22 protein-coding genes are annotated in these 22355 nt (G+C 61.5%); 4 read left to right on the top strand and 18 right to left on the bottom strand.

The window, feature by feature from the left end:
* Positions 1–48 precede the first annotated feature (48 nt).
* The 3 genes from K6T12_RS07335 to K6T12_RS07325 all read right to left on the bottom strand — a co-directional run bounded on the left by K6T12_RS07335 (position 49) and on the right by K6T12_RS07325 (position 4359).
* A complete protein-coding gene (locus K6T12_RS07335) occupies positions 49–480 on the bottom strand; it encodes a universal stress protein (RefSeq protein ID WP_222220982.1) in 432 nt (143 codons plus the stop codon).
* A gap of 61 nt (positions 481–541) precedes the next feature.
* Positions 542–3169 carry a TRAP transporter permease gene (locus tag K6T12_RS07330; RefSeq protein ID WP_222220981.1) on the bottom strand — a complete coding sequence of 876 codons (2628 nt, stop codon included), beginning with the start codon at positions 3167–3169 and terminating at the stop codon, positions 542–544.
* 200 nt (positions 3170–3369) lie between these two features.
* Positions 3370–4359, bottom strand: a complete 990-nt coding sequence (locus tag K6T12_RS07325) for a TAXI family TRAP transporter solute-binding subunit (protein WP_222220979.1) — start codon at positions 4357–4359, stop codon at positions 3370–3372.
* 126 nt (positions 4360–4485) lie between these two features.
* On the opposite strand from K6T12_RS07325, the gene K6T12_RS07320 reads away from it, so the two are divergent.
* Together K6T12_RS07320 and K6T12_RS07315 are read left to right on the top strand one after the other, a co-directional pair.
* Entirely contained in the window at positions 4486–4656 is a 171-nt protein-coding gene (locus K6T12_RS07320) for a hypothetical protein (protein ID WP_222220977.1), read from the top strand.
* A gap of 54 nt (positions 4657–4710) precedes the next feature.
* Positions 4711–6267, top strand: coding sequence for a sensor histidine kinase (locus tag K6T12_RS07315; protein ID WP_222220975.1), 1557 nt, complete (start codon positions 4711–4713; stop codon positions 6265–6267).
* A gap of 27 nt (positions 6268–6294) precedes the next feature.
* Here the strand turns inward: K6T12_RS07315 and K6T12_RS07310 are convergent, their stop codons facing one another.
* The 15 genes from K6T12_RS07310 to K6T12_RS07240 all read right to left on the bottom strand — a co-directional run bounded on the left by K6T12_RS07310 (position 6295) and on the right by K6T12_RS07240 (position 21068).
* The gene (locus tag K6T12_RS07310) at positions 6295–7266 is read right to left on the bottom strand and encodes a TAXI family TRAP transporter solute-binding subunit (protein ID WP_222220973.1); all 972 of its coding nucleotides are present in this window, start codon (positions 7264–7266) and stop codon (positions 6295–6297) included.
* Between the two features lie 72 nt (positions 7267–7338).
* The gene (locus tag K6T12_RS07305; protein WP_222220971.1) at positions 7339–9684 is read right to left on the bottom strand and encodes a putative bifunctional diguanylate cyclase/phosphodiesterase; all 2346 of its coding nucleotides are present in this window, start codon (positions 9682–9684) and stop codon (positions 7339–7341) included.
* Positions 9685–9689: 5 nt separating this feature from the next.
* Positions 9690–10784 (bottom strand): ABC transporter substrate-binding protein, encoded by a 1095-nt coding sequence (locus K6T12_RS07300; protein WP_222220969.1) that lies wholly within the window; start codon positions 10782–10784, stop codon positions 9690–9692.
* A gap of 218 nt (positions 10785–11002) precedes the next feature.
* Entirely contained in the window at positions 11003–12298 is a 1296-nt protein-coding gene (locus K6T12_RS07295; protein ID WP_222220967.1) for a uracil-xanthine permease family protein, read from the bottom strand.
* Between the two features lie 15 nt (positions 12299–12313).
* Positions 12314–12940 carry a uracil phosphoribosyltransferase gene (gene upp / locus K6T12_RS07290; protein ID WP_222220966.1) on the bottom strand — a complete coding sequence of 209 codons (627 nt, stop codon included), beginning with the start codon at positions 12938–12940 and terminating at the stop codon, positions 12314–12316.
* A gap of 331 nt (positions 12941–13271) precedes the next feature.
* Complete coding sequence (gene dnaB, locus K6T12_RS07285) at positions 13272–14663, bottom strand: replicative DNA helicase (RefSeq protein ID WP_222220964.1); 1392 nt, start codon at positions 14661–14663, stop codon at positions 13272–13274.
* A 232-nt stretch (positions 14664–14895) separates the two neighbouring features.
* Entirely contained in the window at positions 14896–15342 is a 447-nt protein-coding gene (gene rplI / locus K6T12_RS07280; protein WP_222220962.1) for a 50S ribosomal protein L9, read from the bottom strand.
* A 168-nt stretch (positions 15343–15510) separates the two neighbouring features.
* Positions 15511–15738, bottom strand: a complete 228-nt coding sequence (gene rpsR, locus K6T12_RS07275) for a 30S ribosomal protein S18 (protein ID WP_222220960.1) — start codon at positions 15736–15738, stop codon at positions 15511–15513.
* Between the two features lie 38 nt (positions 15739–15776).
* Positions 15777–16205: a 30S ribosomal protein S6 gene (rpsF, locus tag K6T12_RS07270; RefSeq protein WP_222220958.1), complete on the bottom strand. Its 429-nt coding sequence runs from the start codon at positions 16203–16205 to the stop codon at positions 15777–15779.
* 191 nt (positions 16206–16396) lie between these two features.
* Positions 16397–16846, bottom strand: coding sequence for a DUF2799 domain-containing protein (locus K6T12_RS07265; protein ID WP_222220956.1), 450 nt, complete (start codon positions 16844–16846; stop codon positions 16397–16399).
* A gap of 200 nt (positions 16847–17046) precedes the next feature.
* Complete coding sequence (locus K6T12_RS07260) at positions 17047–17454, bottom strand: OsmC family protein (protein WP_222220955.1); 408 nt, start codon at positions 17452–17454, stop codon at positions 17047–17049.
* Positions 17455–17466: 12 nt separating this feature from the next.
* On the bottom strand, positions 17467–18276 hold the full coding sequence (gene trpC / locus K6T12_RS07255) for an indole-3-glycerol phosphate synthase TrpC (RefSeq protein ID WP_222220953.1): 810 nt from the start codon (positions 18274–18276) through the stop codon (positions 17467–17469).
* Positions 18276–19325 (bottom strand): anthranilate phosphoribosyltransferase, encoded by a 1050-nt coding sequence (gene trpD, locus K6T12_RS07250; protein WP_222220951.1) that lies wholly within the window; start codon positions 19323–19325, stop codon positions 18276–18278. The genes trpC and trpD overlap by 1 nt, the downstream gene beginning before the upstream one ends.
* A 13-nt stretch (positions 19326–19338) precedes the next feature.
* On the bottom strand, positions 19339–19932 hold the full coding sequence (locus tag K6T12_RS07245; protein WP_222220949.1) for an aminodeoxychorismate/anthranilate synthase component II: 594 nt from the start codon (positions 19930–19932) through the stop codon (positions 19339–19341).
* 263 nt (positions 19933–20195) lie between these two features.
* Positions 20196–21068 carry a LysR family transcriptional regulator gene (locus tag K6T12_RS07240; protein ID WP_222220947.1) on the bottom strand — a complete coding sequence of 291 codons (873 nt, stop codon included), beginning with the start codon at positions 21066–21068 and terminating at the stop codon, positions 20196–20198.
* A gap of 123 nt (positions 21069–21191) precedes the next feature.
* Here K6T12_RS07240 and K6T12_RS07235 point away from each other — a divergent pair, with 123 nt between their 5' ends.
* Both K6T12_RS07235 and K6T12_RS07230 read left to right on the top strand, forming a co-directional pair.
* Complete coding sequence (locus K6T12_RS07235) at positions 21192–21623, top strand: DoxX family protein (RefSeq protein WP_222220945.1); 432 nt, start codon at positions 21192–21194, stop codon at positions 21621–21623.
* On the top strand, positions 21620–22309 hold the full coding sequence (locus K6T12_RS07230) for a glutathione S-transferase family protein (protein ID WP_222220943.1): 690 nt from the start codon (positions 21620–21622) through the stop codon (positions 22307–22309). The genes K6T12_RS07235 and K6T12_RS07230 overlap by 4 nt, the downstream gene beginning before the upstream one ends.
* Positions 22310–22355 lie beyond the last annotated feature (46 nt).

Below are 22355 nucleotides of genomic sequence, written 5' to 3'. Positions count from 1 at the left end.
AAAAAATTGCGCTTTTCTCCACAGCACCACTTTTTCACTCAGCGCCGATCAATCCTTGATCACCAGCACCGAGCAGCTCGCCCGCTCGACCACCCGTGCCGACACCGAGCCGAGCAGGAACTCGTCAACCACATTGCGGTGGTGGGCGGTCATGATCACCAGATCGATCCCCTGCTTGCGGATATAGCGGGTTACCGCTTCCGCCGGCGAGCCCTCGTATACCCGCAGGGTGCGCGGGATCTCCGCCGGCACCTGCTCGGCCGCGAAAGCCTTGAGTTTACGAGCGACATCGTTAACCGCCGCCTGATGATCCTTCTCGCTGAAATAGGAGGCGACGAAAGAGTTACCGAAGCCCGGCACCACGGTGATGATATGCAGCTCACCATCGCTGTCGCGTACTTCACGCAGCGCCAGCTGCAGCGCCCGCTGGCTGAACTCCGGTTCTTGCAGATCGATCGGGACCAGCACTTTCTTGAACATGCTCTTTGACTCCATGGTCGGATTCAGCAGGCCGCCGGGAACAGCCCGGCGGCCATTGGGTTCAGCCGGCAGCGGTGACCGGCGCGGTCTCTAGCTGCTGACGCTTGCGACGACGTTGCGCCAGCGCCAGCATCACCAGCAACAACAGGGTCGGCAGGTAGATCAGCTCCTTGGCCGGCTGAGACTGCGGCACCTCGATAGCAGTCACCCGTTGGTCGAACTGCAAACCGGCCTTCTCGGCGGCGCTATCGAACGCCACGTAGTCGACGATGGTGCGCTCACCCTGTTGCAGCAGCTCGACACCGGTGGCCGCCAGCCGCTCGGCACCGGACTCACCTTCGCCCAGCGACAGCAGCGCCAGGAATGAGCGCGGATTGCCGACCGCATCCTGGCCGTCGACCCACAACCGCAATTCGGTACCCGCCTCAAGCGAGTCGGCCGCCTGCACCAGCACCTGCGGTTCGACCTGCTGGTACGGCGCCACGATACGGTCCATCCAGAAGCCCGGCCGGAACAGCGAGAAGGCGATCAGCAGCAACAGTGCGCTCTCATACCAGCGGCTGCGGGCAAAGAAGTAGCCCTGGGTGGCGGCGGTAAACACCAGCATCGCAACCGTTGCCACGATGAACACCTGAATGCCCTGCGCCCAGCCGACATCGACCAGCAGCAGGTCGGTGTTGAAGATGAACAGGAACGGCAGCGCGGCGGTCCGCAGGCTGTAGGCGAACGCCTGGAAGCCGGTGCGGATCGGATCGCCGCCGGATACCGCCGCTGCGGCAAAAGAGGCGAGCCCGACCGGCGGTGTCACATCGGCCATAATCCCGAAGTAGAACACGAACAGATGCACCGCGATCAGCGGTACGATCAGGCCGGACTCCTGGCCCAGTGAGATCACCACCGGTGCCAGCAAAGAGGAAACCACGATGTAGTTGGCGGTGGTCGGCAGCCCCATACCGAGGATCAGGCTCAGCACGGCGGTCAGCACCAGCATCAGCAGCAGGTTGCCCATCGACAGCAGCTCGACCAGGTCGGCCAGTACCGAGCCAACCCCGGTCTGCGACACCGCACCGACAATGATACCGGCGGTGGCGGTGGCGATACCGATGCCGATCATGTTGCGGGCGCCAACGATCAGGCCATCGACCAGCTCTGCAACGCCCTGCTTCAATTTGGCCAGCGGGTTGCTTTCGTTACGGAAATAGCTGATCAGCGGACGCTGGGTCACCAGGATCACGATCATCAACACCGTGGCCCAGAACGCCGACAGCCCCGGCGACAGCCGCTCCACCATCAGGCACCAGACCAGCACCACCACCGGCAGCAGGAAGTGCAGGCCGGACTTGACGGTCGGCCCCACCGCCGGCAACTGAGCCATAGGCGCGTTCGGGTCGTCCAGCGTCAAGTCCGGCTGCTGGGCCGCGTAGCGCACCAGCAGCAGATAAACCGCCGCCAGCAGCAGGGCGATCACCAGCGAGGCGTAGTCGCCGAACAGCGGCTTGATCCAGCCGATACCGAAGTAGACCGCGCCAGCCAGCACACCGGTCACCAGGAAGCCGGTCAGCAGGCCGAGCAGGCGCAACTGCCAGGGCTTGATCGCCCCGCGACGCGGCAGCCCCTGCATATGCTGCTTGAGGGCTTCCAGGTGGACGATATAGATCAGTGCCAGGTAGGAGATCACCGCCGGCAGGAAGGCGTGGGTAATCACCTCGAAATAGGAGATGCCGACATACTCGACCATCAGGAACGCCGCCGCCCCCATCACCGGCGGCATGATCTGGCCGTTGACCGACGAAGCCACTTCCACGGCACCGGCTTTCTCGGCGCTGAAGCCGACCCGCTTCATCATCGGGATGGTAAACGTGCCGGTGGTCACCACGTTAGCGATCGACGAACCGGAGATCAGTCCGGTCAGGCCGGAGGAGACCACCGCCGCCTTGGCCGGACCGCCGCGCATATGACCGAGCAGCGAGAACGCCACCTGGATGAAGTAGTTGCCGGCGCCGGCTTTATCGAGCAGCGCACCGAACAACACGAACAGGAACACGAAACCTGACGATACCCCCAACGCGATACCGAACACCCCTTCGGTGGTCAGCCACTGGTGGTTGATCAGCTCGGCCAGACCGACGCCCTTATGGGCGATGATCTCGGGCATGTAGGGCCCGGCCACGCTGTATACCAGGAACACGATGGCAACGATCATCAACGGCGGCCCCAGCGTGCGGCGAGTCGCTTCCAGCAGCAGCACCAGACCAGCCACCGAGGAAACGATATCCAGGGTGTTGGGCAGGCCAGGACGGGTCACCAGCTGATGGTAGAATACGAACAGATAGGAGGCACAGAACGCTGCTGCCAGCGACAGCACGATGTCGCTCACCGGGATATGGTGACGCGGCGAGCCGCCGAATGCAGGATAAGCGGTAAACGCCAGGAATACCGCGAAGCCAAGGTGGATGGCACGCACCTCGGTGTCGTTGAAGATGCCGAAACTGCCGATGATCGGCCAGTCATAGAACGGCAGTGGTGAGGCTATCCATAGCTGAAACAGCGACCAGATCAGTGCTGCCGCCAACAGGGTCTTGCCCTGCCAGCCTTCCGGGATGCGGGCGCCGGTATCGGCGGCGGCCACCATCGCCTGCAACTCTTGTTCGTCGATTGAAGTCTGGTCGGTACGCGTGTTTGTCGTCATATCAGGCCCCGGTCAGAAAGCTCGGTATCGGGTGCCGACGCGAAGCGGTTCTGCAAAAAACCATGCAAACAGCCCGGCATAGCGGCATGAGCCGCTTCGCGTCGCCAGCACATACTGCAGAGAGGGCCCGAGGGCCCTCTCGCTGTCCGATTGCAGCCGGCCTGCCGGCGCGACTGCTATCTCAGGCAGAACGAAGCGGCTTACAGCCAGCCGCGCTCCTTGTAGTAACGCACGGCGCCGTCATGCAGCGGAGCGGACAGGCCGCCGGAGATCATCTGCTGCGGGTCCAGGTGCGCAAAGGCCGGGTGCAGGCGCTTGAAGCGATCGAAGTTGTCGAATACCGCTTTCACCACCTGGTAAACGGTTTCTTCGTCCACGTTGGCAGAGGCTACCATGGTGGCCGCGTTACCGAAGGTAGTGACATCTTTGTCGGTGCCACGGTACAGGCCAGCCGGGATGGTCGCCTGAGCGTAGAAATCGTTGCTGTTGATCAGCTTGTCGATTACCGGACCGGTAACCGGAATCACCTTGGAGTCACAGGACGTGGTCGCTTCCTTGATCGCGCCGCTCGGGTGACCGACGGAGTACAGCATTGCGTCGATCTTGTTGTCGCACAGTGCCTGGGCCTGCTCGGAGGCTTTCAGCTCGGCGGCCAGTTTGAAGGTGCCCTTGTCCCAGCCCTTCTCAGCCATGATCAGTTCCATGGTGCCACGCGTACCGGAACCCGGGTTCTGCAGGTTGACGCGCTTGCCTACCAGGTCGTCGAACGTCTCGATACCGGAATCGGCGCGGGCCACCACGGTGAACGGCTCGTTGTGTACCGCGAACAGCGCACGCAGTTCCTTGAACGGACCGGCCGCCTTGAAGGAGTCATGCTTGGTGCCCTTCATCGCGTAGTACTGCCAATCGGACTGGGCCATACCCATATCCTGCTGGCCTTCACGGATGGCGTTGATGTTGACCACGGAACCACCGGTGGACGGTGCGGTGCACTTCAGGTTGTGTTCTTCCGTGCCACGATTGACCAGGCGGCAGATCGACTGGCCGACCACGTAGTACACGCCGGTCTGACCGCCGGTACCGATGGTTACGTAGGTCTGCTCGGCGCTGGCGGCGGAAGCGCCGAAACCGGCAGCCAGAGCCACGGAGGAAGAGAGAAGAGTGGATGCGAGTTTGTTCTTCAGAGACATGGGAGTCCTTCTTATTGTTATCCACCGCTCAGGGCGGCAGTTTGTGAAGTCTTCTATTCGGCCCGGCACTGCCGGTACCGGATACCCGGTGCAGGGGCTGCCTGTCGAACTTGCCACAGATCTGCTGTGGCCAAGACCGAAAGGCTGCCGGCCTGCTCACTCACCTGGATTCCCTGTGATGAGATCGGCCAAGCATACGGCGATACGCCGACCAACCAGACCGCCTGCCATGCCAATAAGACCTCCTGCCGTGCCAACCGGATAAAAATCCGCCCCGCCGCCGGCGCGACCGCATAGCCCCGAACTGTCAATGCCGTTACCATGAGCCGACCCGAATCGAACAGTACCGCCATGCCCCTGATCCCGCGCCTCAAGCAATACTGGCAACAGAATCCCCTCGGTGTCCGCCTGCTGGCGGCGATCCTGTTGTGCAGCTCGCTGATCACCCTGATCGCCACCGGCAGCCAGCTTTATCTGGACTACCGCTACGAACTGTCGTCGATCGACGAGCGACTGCGCCAGATCGAGGCCAGCTCACTGGACAGCCTGGCCAACAGCCTGTGGGAAATCAGTCCGGAGCAGGTACAGATCCAGCTGAACGGCCTGCACCAATTGCCGGACGTGCGCTACCTGGAGATCAGCACCCAGTTCGGCGAACTGTTCGCCGCCGGCAACCTGCCGAACACGGACGCCACCGTCAGCCGCAGCTATCCGCTGGAGCACCGCGCCGAGGATGGCCGTCGTTTTCCGCTCGGCACCCTGAAACTGATTATCTCGCTCGACGAGATCTACCAGCGGCTGGAAGACCGGGTGCTGGTGATCCTGCTGTCGCAGGGGATCAAGACCTTCCTGGTATCCGCGTTTATCCTGACCATCTTCTATCGGCTGGTGACCCAACACCTAGGCACCATGGCCAGCTACGCCCGGCGCCTTAAGCTGGACCGGCTCGGCACCCCGCTGAACCTGAAGCGCAGCGCCCACCACCGGGACGACGAACTGAGCCAGGTGGTCGATGCGATGAACGGCATGCGTGAATCGATGCTGCAAGACATGCGCAAGCGCGAACAGGCCGAGCAGGCGCTGGCCCGGCTGAACGCCGAACTGGAACAACGGGTGGAGGAGCGCACCCGGGAGCTGGCGCAGACCAACCACGAGCTGCGCAGCACCCTGGACGAATTGCGCCGCACCCAGCAGCAACTGGTGGAATCGGAGAAGATGGCGGCGTTGGGCGGCCTGGTTGCCGGGGTGGCCCACGAGATCAACACCCCGATCGGTATCGGTTTTACCGCCGCCTCTTACCTGCAGCAGCAGGTCGAGCAGCATCCAGACGGACCGCTGGCGGAAGCCGCACTGGAGAGTAGCCGGTTGATCTGCCAGAACCTGGAACGGGCCGCCCAGCTGGTCAGCGCCTTCAAGCAGGTGTCGGTGGACCAGTCCAGCGAGCAGCGCCGCCGCTTCGACCTGGTCGAATACCTGGATGAGATTCTGCTGTCATTGAAACCACGCTTGAAGCAGTGCAATCCGCGGATCGAGATCGACGGCCCGGCCGAGCTGGAGATCGACAGCTACCCGGGCAGCTACTACCAGATCTTCACCAACCTGATTCTCAACTCGCTGATCCACGGCTTCGAGGGTCGCACCGGCGGCACCATCCGGATCAAGCTGCAGTGCCAGGGCGACCGTCTGCGGATCGATTACCGCGACGATGGGGTCGGCCTACCGGACGGGTGGCAACACAAGGTGTTCGAGCCGTTCGTCACCACCAAGCGCCACCAGGGCTGCAGCGGCCTGGGGATGCATATCAGCTACAACCTGGTCAGCCAGCTACTGCAGGGCGAACTGCGCTGCCTGGCCAGCGAGCATGGCGCCCACTTCCAGTTGGACCTGCCGCTGATGCTGAAAGACTGACCGGCACGGTGACTTCAGTCATTTCAGCTAATTAAGCAAACCGGATTCGCGGAAGTAGCGTTCGGCGCCGGGGTGCAGCGGCGCCGCGTAGGGCCCCTTCACCATATGACCGGGCTCCAGCCGGGCGAACGCGGGATGCAGCCGCCGGAAGCGGTCGAACTGCTCGAACACCGCCTTGACGATCGCATAAGCGGCCGGCTCGGGCAGCTCGCTGCTGGCGAAGAACACCGCACTCATGCCGAAGGTACGGGTATCCTGCGGGTTGCCATCGTAGAGACCGCCGGGAATGCTTACCCAGCGGTAGTAGGGATTCTGCTCCACCACCGCCGCCACGTCGTCATCCGCCACCTCCACCAGCCGGCTACCGCACTCGCGGGTTGCCTCCTTGGTGGCGCCGCTGGGGTGGCCAACGGTGTAGATCATCACGTCGATACGGCCATCGCAGAGCGCACTGGCCTGCTCGGCCGGCTCCAACTCCAATGCCTCGGAGAAATCCGCCAGTCGCCAGCCCTTTTTGCGTAGCAGGGTTTCCAGCGTGGCGCGCTGGCCGGAACCGGGCTTGCCGATGCTGACCCTTTTGCCACGCAGGTCGTCGAAGCTGCGGATGGCCGAATCGGACCGGGCCAGCAGGGTGAAATATTCGGGATAGAGGGTCAGCAGGGTACGCAGCTTGGTGTCGCTGCCGGCGGGCTGAAAACGTTCGCTACCGTGGTAGGCGTGAAACAGCCAGTAGGATTCGGCGATACCGAGGTCCAGCTCGCCACTGCGCACCCGCTCCAGGTTGGCCACCGAGCCACGGGTGCTCTCCACGGCGCAGCGGATACCGTGCTGCTGACGGGTCAGGTTGACCAACCGGCAGATCGCCCCGCCCGCCGGATAGTAGACGCCGGTCACGCCACCGGTACCAAGCGACAGCAGCCGGTTCTCCGCCTGGGCCGACTGACCGGTTGCCAGCAGCAGCCAGCCGAGCAGCCAAGCTGTACGCAGCACATACTTCATTATTATTTTCATCTGCCGGAGAAAGACAGCAGTGTAACAAAGCCGCCACATAACGACAGCCTCAGGGCGCCCTCACACCACCGGCACGGCCAGATAGCGCTCAGCAAAGGCCTGCGCATCCAGCGGCCGCGAAAAATGGTAGCCCTGCCCCAGCTGGCACTGCATCCGGTTCAGCAGTACCAGTTGCCGATCGTTCTCGATCCCCTCGATGATCACCGTCAGCTTGAGGCTACGCCCCATCGCCACGATCGCCTCGACCAGCCCGCGATGGACCTCGCACTCGACGCAGTCATGGATGAACGAGCGATCGATCTTCAAAGTGCTGAGCGGAAACTTCTGCAGATAGCTGAGTGCCGAATAGCCGGTACCGAAGTCGTCGATGGCGATCCGGCACCCCATCCGACTGAGCCGCTCCATCACCCGCTCGTTGCTGTCGCTGTCCTGCATCAGCAGGCTCTCGGTGATCTCGACCATCAGCCGCGACGGTTCCAGTTTATAGCGTGCCAGCGTCTGCTCGACGGTGCGCAGGAACTGGGACGACTGGAACTGCCGACTGGAGACGTTGACCGACAGGTAGAACGCGTCGCCGACCCGATCGCGCCACTGCGTCAGCTGCGCCAACGCCTGCTGCAACACCCAGTTGCCGATCGGCACGATCAACCCGCTCTCTTCGGCCAGCGGGATGAACTGGGCCGGCGACACCAGCCCCAACTGCGGATGATTGAGCCGGATCAGCGCCTCGGCCCCCACCAGCCGACCACTGGCCAGCTCGACGATCGGTTGGTAGTGCAGCTCGAACAGCTGCTCATCCAGCGCCCGGCGCAATACCGCTTCCATCTGCAGCCGCTCCTGAGCGGCCTGGTGGTGTTCCGGCAGGAACAGGCCAAACCGGTTACGGCCCTCCTGCTTGGCCCGATACATGGCGATATCCGCCTTCTGCAGCAGCGCTTCCGGGCATTCGGCATCGGTCGGGAACATGGCGATGCCGACCGAACCGGACACGTAGATCTCGCTGTCCTGCAGGTGGTAAGGGGTGGTCAGCCGGGTCAGGATCCGACTGGCGACCTGTTCGGCATAACCGGGATCGTCCAGTCCGGACAACACCATCGCGAACTCGTCACCGCCCAACCGGGCCACCAGATCGCGCGGCCGCACCACCGACTGCAACCGACGGGCGGCCACCTGCAGCAGCTGATCACCGGTGGCGTGGCCGAAGGTATCGTTGACGCACTTGAAGTGGTCCAGGTCGATATAGAGTACCGCCAGCATCCCCTGGTCATGGGCCTGGCGATTCAGCTCCCGCTGCAGAGTCTTGCGGAACATGGTGCGGTTGGGCAGCTCGGTCAGCTCGTCGTAATTCGCCTGATGGTCGATCAGCCGGTGCGCCCGTTTCAGACTGGTGATATCGGACATCACCGCCAGTGCCCCCAGTTCCGGCGCTTGGGGATCGCAAACCGCATCAAGCAACAGCTCCAGTGGCTCGTTGCGCTCGCCGCGGATGGTCACCGCCCAACCACGCACCCGCCCCTGCCGCCACAGCTGGGTCTGCATCTGCTGCAGATCGGCCGGATCATCGTTGTCGAACAGCTGCTCCAGCCTGCGGCCACGCAACTCCACCCCTTCCAGCCCCAGGTAGCTGAGGCAATATTCACTGGCGTGCTGCACGCTGCCGTCGCGGGCCATACTGAACAACAGCGCCGGCGTAGAGTGATAGAGCGTGCGGAAGCGGCGCTCGCTGGCGGCCAGCGCCTGGTGCTTGTCGGCGATAGCGGTCTGCATCTGGTTGAAGGCACTGAAGATCTCGCCGAACTCGTCATCGGCGATCTGATCCACCTGGGCGAACTCGCGACCATTGCCCGAACGACCGATCGCTTCCATCAGCAGCCGCAACGGCGCGCCGATCATCCGGCTGTGCAACCACCAGACCGACAACGCCAGCACCAGGATCAGCAGACCGAGCATCAGCATCAACTCGCTGATCTGATTGCGCACCTGCCCATTCAACGACGCCTTGCCGACCGTCACCGAGAAGGTGCCGGCCCGCTGGGTGATATGGGCGTTGGAGTAGATAATCGGCTCTTCGATATTGAACGCGATCGGCTGATCGTCGAACAGGTCGGAGCGTAGCTCGGCAATCAGGTGGCCGCCCTCGTCGTGCACCTGAACCCGCAGAATATCCTGATCCTGCATCAGCGAACGCTGGATGTTGCTGATCGCCATCTCGTTGAAGTTCCAGACCGGCTCCGCCAGCAACGAGGCGTAGCTGCGCAGGGCGCGCTGCTTATCCTCCAGCTGCTGCTCGAACTGTAACTGGGCACGCTGTGAGCTGTACAGGTAGGCCAATACCAACGCCAGCAGCGTGCCGAGCAGCAGGGTCAGGAAAAACTTGAACTGGACCGAACGTAACTTCTGCAACATATCCATCAGTGCGCGTGCCGCATCAGGTTGTCGAGGGTGAATTGGTAGCCTTGCTCGGCGGGGTTCAGGGTACGGGAGAACCGGCGGAAGTCGATACGTGCCCACTGCCGCTCGCCGAACAGCCGCAGATAGTCGGCGATATTGCCCCGGTCGATCGCCTGCATCGGAAAACGCACCGCGCCGATCGGTGCGCCGTTAGCCGACTGGTGATGGTCGTACAGCAGCACCATCGCCCAACCGCCACCCAGGAAGTGGCCGCCATCGGTCAGCAACAGCTCGCCGCGCTGGACCGCCGCCACCCCCTCCGGCGACCAGTTCAAGCCAACCAGGCAGAGGTCTTCACCAGGTTTGCGACCATAGCGCCTGAAGCTTGCCGCCGCACCGGCGGCGATCGGATCGTTGGCGGCCCAGACCGCGACCGGCCGGATGTCGTTACGCATCGCCCAGGCCAGATAGCGATCGCTCAGCCACTGCGCTTCCTGAAAATTCCAGTGGGCAAACAGAAAACGGTCCAGCTTGAAATCGACGTTTTCCGCCAGCACCGCCAGCGCGCCACGGTTGCGGTCAATGGAGGCTGGGGTAAGTTGATCGCCGCCCAACGCCAGCAGATGGTAGGGCGGTGCGCCGCCCTGCTGGCGGACACAGTCGACCAGTGCCCGCATCATGCGCGCACCGGCGCCGAAGTAATCCGGAATCAACGAGCCCAGCAGATAATGGTAGCGCTCGCCCGGTTGGCCGATCCGCTGGCGCTGCTCGCCGATAAAGTCGCTCAGCAGCATCAGACTGGGGATGCCGGCCTGCTCCGCCGCCGCCAGAATCTCTTCGGCGGCCTGCTCCTCGTTGACCAGCAGCAGGTAGTCAGGCTTTTCCGCCCGCTCGGTCACCGCAATCCCCAGCTCCTTCATACGCACCCGGTTGCGCTCGGCATAGAGCACTTCCAGCCGGATGTCGAAATCGGCCGCGGCGGCGGTCATGGTCTCGGTGACCATATCCCAGAAGCGCTCACCCTGCTTGCCGGGATTGATGAAGGTAACGGACAGCGCCCAGGCCGCTCGCCAGGGCGCCGCCATCAACAGCAGTATCAGAAGGATGCGTACCATCCGCCCTCCTTTTTTATTGTTTTATCTGGGCTGGCTCCTTTTCAGCCAAAAGGGCACCCGGGCCGCTATTAGGCAGACGAACATTCTAACACCCCGTTGTTGAGTGTTCGCTTTTTTTAACAGCTGTTAAATAGATGATACAGACGGCTAGCGTAATCGCGCACACGTACAAAAAAAGCGCCCGAAGGCGCTTTTTTCGATTCTAAAAGCAGACCGAATCAACGGCTGTGCTCGACCAGGTCGTCGACCACCTGCTTCTCCTCCGACAGGTCATCACGTTCGCCGGCAGCCGGCAGGATCAGGTTCAGCAGGATCGCCACCAGACCACAGAGACTGACACCCTGCAGGTTCAGGTCGCCGTTGCCGATCGCCATGCCGCCGATGCCGAATACCAGCGTGGTGGAGACGATCACCAGGTTGCGCTGCTGCGCCAGATCGACCTTGGCCTTGATCAGGGTGTTCAGGCCTACCCCGGCGATGGAGCCGAACAGCAGGATCAGGATACCGCCCATCACCGGCGCCGGGATGGTCTGCAACAGGATGCCGAACTTGGCGACGAACGCCAGCAGGATGGCGAACACCGCCGCCCAGGTCATCACCACCGGGTTAAACGCCTTGGTCAGCATCACCGCACCGGTCACCTCGGAGTAGGTGGTGTTGGGCGGGCCGCCGAACAGCGACGCTGCCGAGGTGGCGATACCGTCACCGAACAGGGTACGGTGCAGGCCCGGCTTCTTCAGGTAGTCTTTGCCGGTGACGTTGCTGATCGCCAGGATATCACCGACATGCTCGATAGCCGGTGCCAGTGCCACCGGAATCATGAACATGATCGCCTGCAGGTTGAACTCCGGCGCAACGAAGTTCGGCACCGCCAGCAGCGGCGCTTCGTTCACCTTGGTCAGGTCGACCATTCCCATGCTGGAGGCCACGAAGTAACCGACCAGCACGCCGGCCAGGATCGGCACCAACCGGAAGATCCCCTTGCCGAGCGTCGCCATCAGCAAGGTCGCCACCAGTGCGGACATCGACACGATCATCGAATCCATATAGGGGAACAGCTGGATAGAGCCGTCGCCGGCCTTGCCCATCGCCATGTTAACCGCGATCGGCGCCAGCCCCAGGCCGATCACCATGATCACCGGGCCGGTGACCACCGGCGGCATCAGCCGGTGCAGGAAGCCGGAACCTTTGATCTTGACGATCGCCGCCAGCAGCATATAGACGACACCGGCCGTGAACAGCGCGCCCATGGTGGCAGCGACGCCCCAGGTCTTGCTGCTGTAGGCGATCGGGGCGATGAACACGAACGAAGAGGCTAGGAAGATCGGCACCGAACGCTTGGTCACGAACTGGAACAGCAGGGTACCGATACCGGCGGTAAACAGCGCCACGCTCGGGTCCAGGCCGGTCAGCAGCGGCATCAACACCAGCGCGCCGAACGCCACGAACAGCATCTGCGAGCCCGCCAGCGCGGTGCGCCAACCGCCGGCGTAGGCCGGATTCAGGTCACTCATTCTGTTACTCCCCTATTAATGGGTTCCGAAGATCTTGTCGCCGGCATCACCCAGGCCCGGCACGATATAGCCCTGCTCGTTCAGGTGATCGTCGATCGAGGCGGTGAACAACTCGACATCCGGGTGCGCTTTCTGCACCGCTTCGATCCCCTCCGGCGCCGCCACCAGCACCAGTGCGCGGATCGAGTTGCAGCCGGCTTTCTTCAGCATGTCGATGGTGGCGATCATCGAGCCGCCGGTCGCCAGCATCGGGTCGATGATCAGCGAGATCCGCTCTTCGATGTCGCTGGCCAGCTTTTCGAAGTACGCCACCGGCTCCAGGGTCTCCTCGTCACGGTACAGACCAACCACCGAAATCTTGGCGCTGGGCACCAGCTCCAGCACGCCGTCCAGCATCCCCAGACCGGCCCGCAGGATCGGCACCACAGTGATCTTCTTGCCCTTGATCCGCTCGGCAGGCACCTCACCACACCAGCCGTCTACCGTATAGGTTTCCAGCTCCAGATCCTTGGTGGCCTCGTAGGTCAGCAGGCAACCAACCTCGGACGCCAGCTGGCGGAAGCTGCGGGTGCTCATATCTTTTCTGCGCATCAGGCCGATCTTGTGTCGTACCAGCGGGTGCTTGATCTCGTAAACGCTCATCGGTTACCTCGGAGTTCTATCGACGGCTTCGACTTTCGGAGAAGGTGGGAAAAAATTCGGGGCAAGATTAACGAAGTTGTAACCAATTGTCATGTAAAGGCGGCTTTTTAGCGCAGATACGAAAAAGCTCGGCGGGGTTGCCGCAGATACCCGGTGCTTGTTATGTGCTAGATGACGGGCTGGCAGCCGGAGCATTGGACCTGTGAACCGTCGCGTGGGCACAAAACAGGTGCCACCCTCCTTAACTGTTGCGGCAGATATGAAAAAGCCGGGCAACCTCGAAGCCACCCGGCCTGATCACAACACCACGAAAGGCGCGAAAGGCGCGACATCACTCCATCGGGCCGTAGTCGTCGTAGGAGCCCGGCGCCAGATTCTCGAACCGGCTGTGCTGGCCGATGAAAGCCAGCCGGATGCTGCCGATCGGACCGTTACGCTGCTTACCGATGATGATCTCGGCGATCCCCTTGTCGGGCGAATCCTCGTTGTAGACCTCATCACGGTAGATGAACATGATCACGTCGGCGTCCTGCTCGATCGCACCGGATTCACGCAGGTCGGAGTTGACCGGCCGCTTGTTGGGACGCTGCTCCAAGGAACGGTTCAGCTGCGACAGCGCCACGACCGGGCATTCCATCTCCTTGGCCAGCGCCTTCAGGGAGCGGGAGATCTCGGAGATCTCGTTGGTTCGACCCTCGATATTGCTGTTCTTGACCTGCATCAGCTGCAGGTAGTCGACCATGATCATGCCGATCGGGCCGTGCTCACGGACGATGCGGCGTACCCGGGTACGCATCTCGTTGGGGCTGAGGCCGGCGGTATCGTCGATGAACAGCGGCTTGTCGCGCAGCATGTTGACCGCGGTGGTCAGCTTCGGCCAATCCTCCTCATCCAGCTTACCGGTACGTACCTTGGTCTGGTTGATCCGGCCGAGCGACGCCAACATACGGGTGATGATCTGGTCCGAGGGCATTTCAAGACTGAACACCAGCACCGGCTTGTCCTGGCCCATCAGCGCGTTTTCCACCAGGTTCATCGCGAAGGTGGTCTTACCCATGGAGGGTCGTGCCGCGACGATGATCAGGTCCGACGGCTGCATGCCGGCGGTACGGTCATCCAGGTCGTCGAAACCGGTGGTAACACCGGTCAGCTCCTCGTCGTTGTTGAACAGGTAGTCGATCTTGTCGACCGCCTCCTTCAGCAACGGATTGACATTCTCCAGCCCGCCCTCGTTGGGGCGCTCCTCGGCAATCTTGAAAATCTTGCCTTCCGCCTCGTTGAGGATGTCATCGGCGGCGCGGCCGTCCGGGTTGAAGGCGTTATCGGCAATCTCGTTGGCGACCCGGATCATCTGCCGCAACAGCGCCCGCTCGCGGACGATCTCGGCATAGGCCCGGATATTGGAGGCACTGGGGGTATTCTGCGCCAGGTCGACCAGGTATTCCATGCCGCCGGCATTGTCCAGCTCGGCGATCCGGTCCAGCTCTTCGGACAGGGTCACCACATCGATCGGGTTGGAAGCGTTGATCAGCTTCTGCATGGTGCGGTAGATCAACCGGTGCTCATGACGGTAGAACTGCTCCTCCATCACGATCTCGGCGACCGCATCCCAGGCGTTGTTGTCCAGCATCAAACCGCCCAGTACCGACTGCTCCGCCTCCACAGAGTGCGGCGGTACCTTGATATTGGCCAGCTCCTGCTGCTCTGTATCCTCGTACTCCATCGCTACATCTCAGCCTTACGCGTTAAACAATGAAATGCCTGTTAATGTCGAAATCCTGACAGCCGGATAACCGGGGTGGCCGGTGCCAGTGCCCAGGCAAGGGCGCGACCGGGGGTTCTCGGCGTCGGCGAAGCGGATGATCGCCATCCACGGAAAAACCATAAAAAAAGCACTGCGCAGTATTCTACGCAGTGCTTTTTTATGCGCCAACCGCAAAAACGGTCGGTGCGGCTTACTCGGAAACGACAGTTACCTTGATAACTGTGGAAACTTCCGGGTGCAGCTGCAGGGAAACGTCGAATTCACCGACGTTACGCAGCGCGCCTTCCGGCAGACGGACCTCAGACTTGCAGACTTCGCTGCCAGCCGCAGTAACAGCGTCAGCGATGTCGCGAGTACCGATAGAACCGAACAGCTTACCTTCGTCGCCAGCTTTGGAAACGATGGTTACTTCCTTGCCTTCCAGAGCTTCAGCACGTGCCTGAGCAGCGTTCAGCTTCTCCAGGGCAGCAGCTTCCAGCTCGGCGCGGCGAGCTTCGAATTTCTCTACGTTCGCGGCAGTTGCCGGAACCGCTTTGCCCTGAGGGATCAGGAAATTGCGGCCGAAGCCAGCTTTAACGGAAACCTTGTCACCCAGGTTGCCCAGCTTGCCAATTTTTTCGAGCAGGATAACTTCCATCTCGTCAAACCTCTTTGAATCTGCAAATCACTTTGCAGTTTTCGCGTCCGGTACCCGGCAGTCGCGCTGCCAAGCACCGGGCTGAATCTTATCTGGCCTGCACCTTCAGGCGGCAGCCCAGCCTACATCACCGGAGCAACGGAACGCCGAGGCGTCCGTAGCGCTCAATCAGTCGTGAGCGTCGGTGTACGGCAGCAGCGCAACGAAACGCGCGCGCTTGATCGCAGTCGCCAGCTGACGCTGGTAACGTGCTTTAGTACCGGTGATACGGCTCGGTACGATCTTGCCAGTTTCAGTGATGTAGCCTTTCAGGGTGTCCAGATCTTTGTAATCGATCTCAGTAACACCTTCCGCAGTGAAGCGGCAGAACTTGCGACGACGGAAAAAACGAGCCATGGGGTCTCTCCTAGTTATTCGTCAGATTAATCGATCGATTACTCAGCGGCGCTTTCAGTAGCTTCAGCAGACTGTTCCTGCTGAGCTTCTGCTTTCGGCTGCTCGTCACGCTTTTCTTCGCGACGCGGAGCTTTGCGCTCTTCACGCGCCTCAGCTGCCTTGATCGGAGAGATTTCGGTGATCGCTTCTTTACGACGGATAACCATGTTACGCAGAACGGCATCGTTGTAACGGAAGATGCTGTCCAGCTCGTCCATAGTTGCCTGGTCGGCTTCTACGTTCATCAGCACGTAGTGTGCTTTGTGAGCGTTGTTGATCGGGTAAGCCATCTGACGACGACCCCAGTCTTCCAGACGGTGGATCTTGCCGTTAGCACCTTCGATCAGAGAGGTGTAACGCTCAACCATCGCCGGAACCTGCTCACTCTGGTTCGGGTGAACCAGGAATACGATTTCGTAATGACGCATTGTAGCTCCTTACGGGTTAATAGCCCCCGGACTTACCAAGCAGCCGGAAGCAAGGAGGAAAATATAGGACGCGTAATTCTACATATGACCTCGGAGCGAGGCAAGCGGAACCGCCCGGCAAACAGTCAACCGGACAGCCGCGGCCCTGCGGCCAAGCGCCGCGGCTAGCACTTCACCATGAAGGTCCCTGTTCAATGGCGGTGAAAATGGTGGATGTGGCGGTGGTGGTGGAAGGGAAACGCGTGGCTACGGAAATAGTACATGTCTTCCAGGTTTTCCAGATGCTTACGCTCGCGGTACGCCTCGCGGCCAGCCTGGTAAGCTTCCAGGAACACCGGCTCACCCTCGCCTTCACAGAGACCGTAATACTCGTAGCCGTCACGGCCGGCGCGGAAACCGCCCATCGGGGTACAGTATTCCTCCAGCCCTTTTTGTTGTCCCTGCTGGTAGGCTTCGTAATCCGATACCACCCCGTAATCGGCACAGGTCTGGTCGTGCGCTTCGATGCGGGACAGCGGGTAACCGTTACGACCGTCAGCCAAACCAATCGAATACCAGTCGCCGCTCAGGCAGGCCTGGCGGTCCAGACTGGCGCAGCCTGCCAACATTAACAGCAGACAGATTAGCGAAAAACTGCGCATGATCGCCCTCCGTCGTCTTTCAGCCTTCTCTATTTTTGAGTATACCCGCCCAGGCTTGGTTCCCGGCGACAGAGGACCCGGTGGACCAACAAATAACGTAGAAATAACACCACGCCATCGCGGCAAAGAAAAACCCGCCGATGCGCAGGCATCGGCGGGTTTTTCGGGTGCCGGAATACGGCTACGGTCAGGAGGAAGGCTTATTCAACCTCGACGATCTCGTAGCTGTGGCTGATTTCGACGCCACCTTTCTCCAGCATCAGCGATGCGGAGCAGTACTCCTCTGCCGACAGCTGTACCGCACGCTTGACGTGGGATTCCTTCAAGTTGCGGCCACTGACCACGAACTTGACGTGGATCTTGGTGAATACCGACGGCACCGTGTCGGCCCGCTCGGCGTCGATCTCGGCCACGCAGTCGACCACGTCCTGGCGCGCTTTTTTCAGGATGCTGATCACGTCGTAGCTGGTGCAGCCGCCCAGCCCGAGCAGCATCATCTCCAGCGGCCGGGCGCCCTGCTTCTGTTCACCGTCGATGGTGATGTTGAAACCGGAGCCGGTGGTGCCCTGAAAACGCAGATCGCCATCCCACTTCACACTAACGTTCATATATAGAATCTCTCAATCAAACAGCTCTTTCAGTTTCGCGCCCGGATCATCGGCCCGCATGAAGGCCTCACCGACCAGGAAACTGTGGACATTGTGTTCGCGCATCGCCTGCACATCGGTGCGACTGTGAATACCGCTCTCGGTGACCACGATCCGGTCGGACGGAATGCTGTCCAACAGGTCGTAGGTGTTCTGCAATGAGACCTCGAAGGTGTGCAGGTTGCGGTTGTTGATGCCGATCAGCCGGGTGTTCAGCGGCAGCGCGCGGGCCAGTTCGTCGGCGCCGTGCACCTCGACCAGCACATCCATGCCCAGCTCATGGGCCAGGTCGCTCAACTCGGCCAGCTGGGCATCGCTCAGCGCGGCGACGATCAGCAGGATACAGTCGGCGCCGATCGCCCGTGCCTCGTAAACCTGGTAAGGATCGACGATGAAGTCCTTGCGGATCACCGGCAGCGAACAGGCGGCTCGCGCCTGCTGCAGGTAATCCTCGTGCCCCTGGAAGAAATCGCGGTCGGTCAGCACCGACAGGCAGCTGGCGCCACCGGCCTCATAGGAGCGGGCGATCTGCGCCGGATCGAACGACTCACGCAGCAGCCCCTTGGACGGGCTGGCCTTCTTGGCTTCCGCGATCACCGCCGAGCGGCCCTTGGCGATGGCGCGTGCCATATTGTCGACGAAGCCGCGCGGATCGGCGGCGCTGCCCTTGGCAGCGGCGATCCGAGTTTTCAGCTCGGCGATGGAAACCTTGGCGGATCGCTCGGCCACCTCTTCAGCCTTGCGGGCCAGAATCTTCTTCAGAACGGTCGGGGTATCGTTCATTACTGCTCCTTCGCCTGTGTTGCCAGCTGCTGGCTGAAAGCGGCCAGCTGCTCCATCTTGGCCAGCGCCTGGCCGTTCTCCAGTTGCTGACGGGCCAGCACCACGCCCTCTTTCAGGGTCTCGGTAAGGCCGGCCACATAGATCGCCGCGCCGGCGTTCAGCGCGATGACACTCTGCGCCTTACGCGCCACGGCGCTGTCTTCGTTGTTGAATGCCGCCATGATCAACTGCAGTGACTGCGCGGCGCTATCCACCTCCAGGCCGATCAGGCTCTGGCTGTCGATACCGACATCCTCCGGCGACAGGCTGTATTCGCTGATCTCGCCGTCACGCAGCTCGGCCACCTTGGTGCGGGTCGCCAGGCTGATCTCGTCGAGACCGTCGTTGGCGTGGACCACCATCACGTGCTCGGCGCCCAGTTCGCGCAGTACCTCGGCCATCGGCCGGCAGAGTGTTTCGCCGAACACGCCTATCAGCAGCCGCTTGGCGCCGGCCGGGTTGGTCAGCGGACCGAGGATGTTGAACAGAGTACGCAGGCCCAGCTCACGGCGCGGCCCGATGGCGTGCTTCATGGCGCTGTGATGGCCCGGCGCGAACATGAAACCGACTCCGGTCTGCTCGACGCAGCGCGCCACCTGGTCGCCGCTCAGCGACAGGTCGACACCGCAGGCTTCCAGCAGATCGGCACTGCCGCTGGAGGAGGACACCGCCCGGTTGCCGTGCTTGGCCACCTTGGCGCCCGCCGCCGCCACCACGAAGGTGCTGGCGCTGGAAACGTTGAACAGGCTGGCGCCGTCACCGCCGGTACCGACAATATCGACCAGCGGGCCGACCGCGATATTTACCGGGGTGGCCAGTTCGCGCATTACCTGGGCTGCGCCGGTGATCTCGTCGATCGATTCGCTCTTCATCCGCAACGCGATCAGGAAACCGGCAATCTGGGCATCGGTGCACTGGCCGGTCATGATCTGCCGCATCACATCGGTCATCTCGTCGCGGCTCAGGTCCAGGTGGTCGACCACTTTGCTGATCGCCTGTTGAATATTCATCTCGCTGCTCTCCTTAGGCCGCGCGCGCACGGCGCTTGAGAAAGTTGGCCAGCAGATCGTGGCCTTGCTGGGTGAGGATCGATTCGGGGTGGAACTGCACGCCTTCGATATCCAGCGTCTTGTGACGCACCCCCATGATCTCGTCGATGGAGCCGTCCTCGTGCTGGGTCCAGGCAGTGATCTCCAAGCAGTCCGGCAGGCTGTCGCGGTCGATCACCAGTGAGTGGTAACGGGTCACCTCGACCGGATTGCTGAGCCCCTCGAATACGCCGCTGTTGTTGTGATAGACCGGCGACAATTTGCCGTGCATCACCTGGCGGGCGCGCACGATATCGCCGCCGAACGCCTGGCCGATGCTCTGGTGACCGAGGCAGATACCGAAGATCGGCAGCTTGCCGGCAAAGTGTTCGATCGCCGCCACCGATACGCCGGCTTCATTCGGCGTGCAGGGGCCCGGCGAGATCACCAACTGGTCGGGGTTCAGCGCCTCGATCTCTTCGATGGTGATCTCGTCATTGCGGTACACCCGGACATCGGCGCCCAGTTCGCCCAGGTACTGCACCACGTTGTAGGTAAAGGAATCGTAGTTATCGATCATTAACAGCATGTGTATTCCGCCTTTCTGCAGACAGGGTTAAACGATGAAAAACCTGAATCAATGCCAGCGACGCCAACGAAACACCTGCCGGGCCAGCATGGTGGTGACGGTACGCTGTTGCTCAGATTTCATGGCTTAACTCCTCGCTTGGAAAGTGGAATCGCCGAGTATAACACCGGGATAGGGCCGCGACACCCGACAACGGCGGGCTCTCGCCGGGCTCTGTGAGCGCGCCCCCTATCGGGCGCAGTACAGAGGCTGTCGACGAGCTTTCACAGCCGCTCGTCCTGCTGAAACGCCTCGGCCAGGTGCTGCATGACCCGGCGAATGCGTTCGACTTTGCGCAGGTCGGGGTGGGTCAGTAACCACAGATGGGAGGTCTTGCCCGGCGGGAAGGGAAAGACCTTTTCCAGGCCGGAGCGTTGCTGGTCGTCAGGCAGCAAGGCCAGCCCCTGACCGGCTTCGGCCAGATAGGAGATCGCCACCAGATCGTCGCAACGGGCCACGATGTTGTCGGGGTAATGCCGTTCCAGCCAGCAGAACGCCGGCAGCTGGCGCATGGCACCGGCGCCACCAATCAGCCGATGTTGCTGCAGATCCTCGATACTGCCAGGCAGGCCGAACCGATGGCGATAGGCCGCGCCGGCATAGAGACTCCAACCGATGTCGCACACCTTGCGCCCAACCAGGTGTTCCGGCGGGGTCGAGCTAATGGCGCGCACGGCGATATCGGCCTGACGGCTCGACATGTTCACCTCCAGGTTGCTGACCAGCAGCTCCACCTCGATGTCGGGATGCGTCTGCCGGAACTGGTCCAGATAGCGCGGCAGGTAGTGATACGCCAGATTGTTCGGCGCGGTGATCTTGACCCTACCCTTTAACTGCACGTCACGCCCGGCGATGCGGCGCTCCATATCGTTGAAGGCGCCATCGATTCGATTGGCGATATCCCGCAGCTCTTCACCGAGCGGCGTCAGCCGGTAGCCGGTATTGAGGCGTTCGAACAGGCGACCGCCCAAACTCTCCTCGAAGGCATTAAGCCGCCGGAATATCGTGGAATGATTCACGCCCAGGGCTCTGGCGGCGCCGGCCAGGGAGCCGCTTTGTTCAATGGCGATAAACACTTTCAGCGCATTCCAGTCCAAGAGCCCTCTCCCGCTTTTTATACATTGCGTTTTTGCAAATCAAACTTGCCAATATTGCGAATTCAACGACGACTATGCAAGAAGGATACTGGTAGCACTATCCACCGACGAGGAGTGTTAACGATGAACTTACGCCATCATCCCGATTGGGCGGCCTTTTTATTGCGAGTGGCGCTGGGCGCTGTCTTGCTGGCCCATAGCCTCTATCTGAAACTGACGGTATTTACGCTCGGCGGCACCGCCGAATTTTTCGCCAGCCTGGGCCTATGGCCGGCGCTTGCCTACTGGGTATTTGCCATCGAGGTCCTGGCCGGGACCGGCCTGCTGTTGGGGGTGTTCTCGGCTTATTGCTCACTGGCGGTCCTGCCGGTATTGCTGGGAGCGGCCTGGGCCCACTTGGGCAATGGATGGTTGTTTACCAATCCCGGTGGCGGTTGGGAGTACCCCCTGCTCCTGGCGGTCATCGCCGGGGTTCAGGCGTGCCTGGGTGACGGGCGTTTCGCGCTTGCGGCCGTGCTCTGGCCGGATCGATATGCAGTGGAGGGCCGGGCATGATTCCCCAGACGTTCGAATTGGTCACTCACCCACTCTGCCCCTATGTGCAGCGTTCCGTGATTGTATTGCTGGAAAAGAACCTGCCGTACCGGCGCATCGACATCGACCTGGCCAACAAGCCAGACTGGTTCCATCAGCGCTCACCGCTGGGCAAGGTTCCGGTTCTGATCACCGGGGATAACCGCTCACTGTTCGAGTCCGCGGTGATCTGCGAGTACCTCAATGAGATCACTCCGGGAGATCTGCACCCCAGCGACGCCCTGGAGCGCGCCGAGCACCGTGCCTGGATCGAATTCGGCTCGGACATTCTGAAGAATATCGCGCAATTGTATAACGCTAAAACCGAACAGGCCTTCAACCACCAGCGTCAGCAACTGCGGCGGCAGCTCGAGCAGTTGGACAACCGAGTGGTCGCCGCGCCATTTTTCTCCGGTGACATCTTCCACATCATCGACGCCGTTTACGGGCCGATTTTCCGTTACTTTGATGTCATCGACAGGGTGCTGCCGTTAGCCCTGTTTGAAGGGTTGGAAAAGGTTCAAAACTGGCGTTACCAGCTGCGACAGCGGCCATCGGTCCAGCAGGCGGTGGCGGTGGACTATCCGCAGCGATTGCTTGGTTTCCTGGAGGATCGGGGTAGCTATCTGTCCGAACGGCTCAGCCACCCAGCAACTGGCGCCAGTTGAACGGACTCGTCAATGGAAGGAGATGTCAGCCAGTAAGCGTGTCGCG

Origin of the sequence: Marinobacterium arenosum, from assembly GCF_019795155.1 — a bacterium.
GTDB classification, from domain to species: Bacteria; Pseudomonadota; Gammaproteobacteria; order Pseudomonadales; family Balneatricaceae; genus Marinobacterium_C; species Marinobacterium_C arenosum.
This window is presented reverse-complemented; position numbering and strand designations above follow the sequence as displayed.

Coding starts and splice junctions, on each gene's coding strand:
- K6T12_RS07335 (WP_222220982.1), bottom strand. CDS start 480: ATGTTCAAGAAAGTGCTGGTCCCGATCGATCTGCAAGAACCGGAGTTC.
- K6T12_RS07330 (WP_222220981.1), bottom strand. CDS start 3,169: ATGACGACAAACACGCGTACCGACCAGACTTCAATCGACGAACAAGAG.
- K6T12_RS07325 (WP_222220979.1), bottom strand. CDS start 4,359: ATGTCTCTGAAGAACAAACTCGCATCCACTCTTCTCTCTTCCTCCGTG.
- K6T12_RS07315 (WP_222220975.1), top strand. CDS start 4,711: ATGCCCCTGATCCCGCGCCTCAAGCAATACTGGCAACAGAATCCCCTC.
- K6T12_RS07310 (WP_222220973.1), bottom strand. CDS start 7,266: ATGAAGTATGTGCTGCGTACAGCTTGGCTGCTCGGCTGGCTGCTGCTG.
- K6T12_RS07305 (WP_222220971.1), bottom strand. CDS start 9,684: ATGTTGCAGAAGTTACGTTCGGTCCAGTTCAAGTTTTTCCTGACCCTG.
- K6T12_RS07300 (WP_222220969.1), bottom strand. CDS start 10,784: ATGGTACGCATCCTTCTGATACTGCTGTTGATGGCGGCGCCCTGGCGA.
- K6T12_RS07295 (WP_222220967.1), bottom strand. CDS start 12,298: ATGAGTGACCTGAATCCGGCCTACGCCGGCGGTTGGCGCACCGCGCTG.
- upp (WP_222220966.1), bottom strand. CDS start 12,940: ATGAGCGTTTACGAGATCAAGCACCCGCTGGTACGACACAAGATCGGC.
- dnaB (WP_222220964.1), bottom strand. CDS start 14,663: ATGGAGTACGAGGATACAGAGCAGCAGGAGCTGGCCAATATCAAGGTA.
- rplI (WP_222220962.1), bottom strand. CDS start 15,342: ATGGAAGTTATCCTGCTCGAAAAAATTGGCAAGCTGGGCAACCTGGGT.
- rpsR (WP_222220960.1), bottom strand. CDS start 15,738: ATGGCTCGTTTTTTCCGTCGTCGCAAGTTCTGCCGCTTCACTGCGGAA.
- rpsF (WP_222220958.1), bottom strand. CDS start 16,205: ATGCGTCATTACGAAATCGTATTCCTGGTTCACCCGAACCAGAGTGAG.
- K6T12_RS07265 (WP_222220956.1), bottom strand. CDS start 16,846: ATGCGCAGTTTTTCGCTAATCTGTCTGCTGTTAATGTTGGCAGGCTGC.
- K6T12_RS07260 (WP_222220955.1), bottom strand. CDS start 17,454: ATGAACGTTAGTGTGAAGTGGGATGGCGATCTGCGTTTTCAGGGCACC.
- trpC (WP_222220953.1), bottom strand. CDS start 18,276: ATGAACGATACCCCGACCGTTCTGAAGAAGATTCTGGCCCGCAAGGCT.
- trpD (WP_222220951.1), bottom strand. CDS start 19,325: ATGAATATTCAACAGGCGATCAGCAAAGTGGTCGACCACCTGGACCTG.
- K6T12_RS07245 (WP_222220949.1), bottom strand. CDS start 19,932: ATGCTGTTAATGATCGATAACTACGATTCCTTTACCTACAACGTGGTG.
- K6T12_RS07235 (WP_222220945.1), top strand. CDS start 21,192: ATGAACTTACGCCATCATCCCGATTGGGCGGCCTTTTTATTGCGAGTG.
- K6T12_RS07230 (WP_222220943.1), top strand. CDS start 21,620: ATGATTCCCCAGACGTTCGAATTGGTCACTCACCCACTCTGCCCCTAT.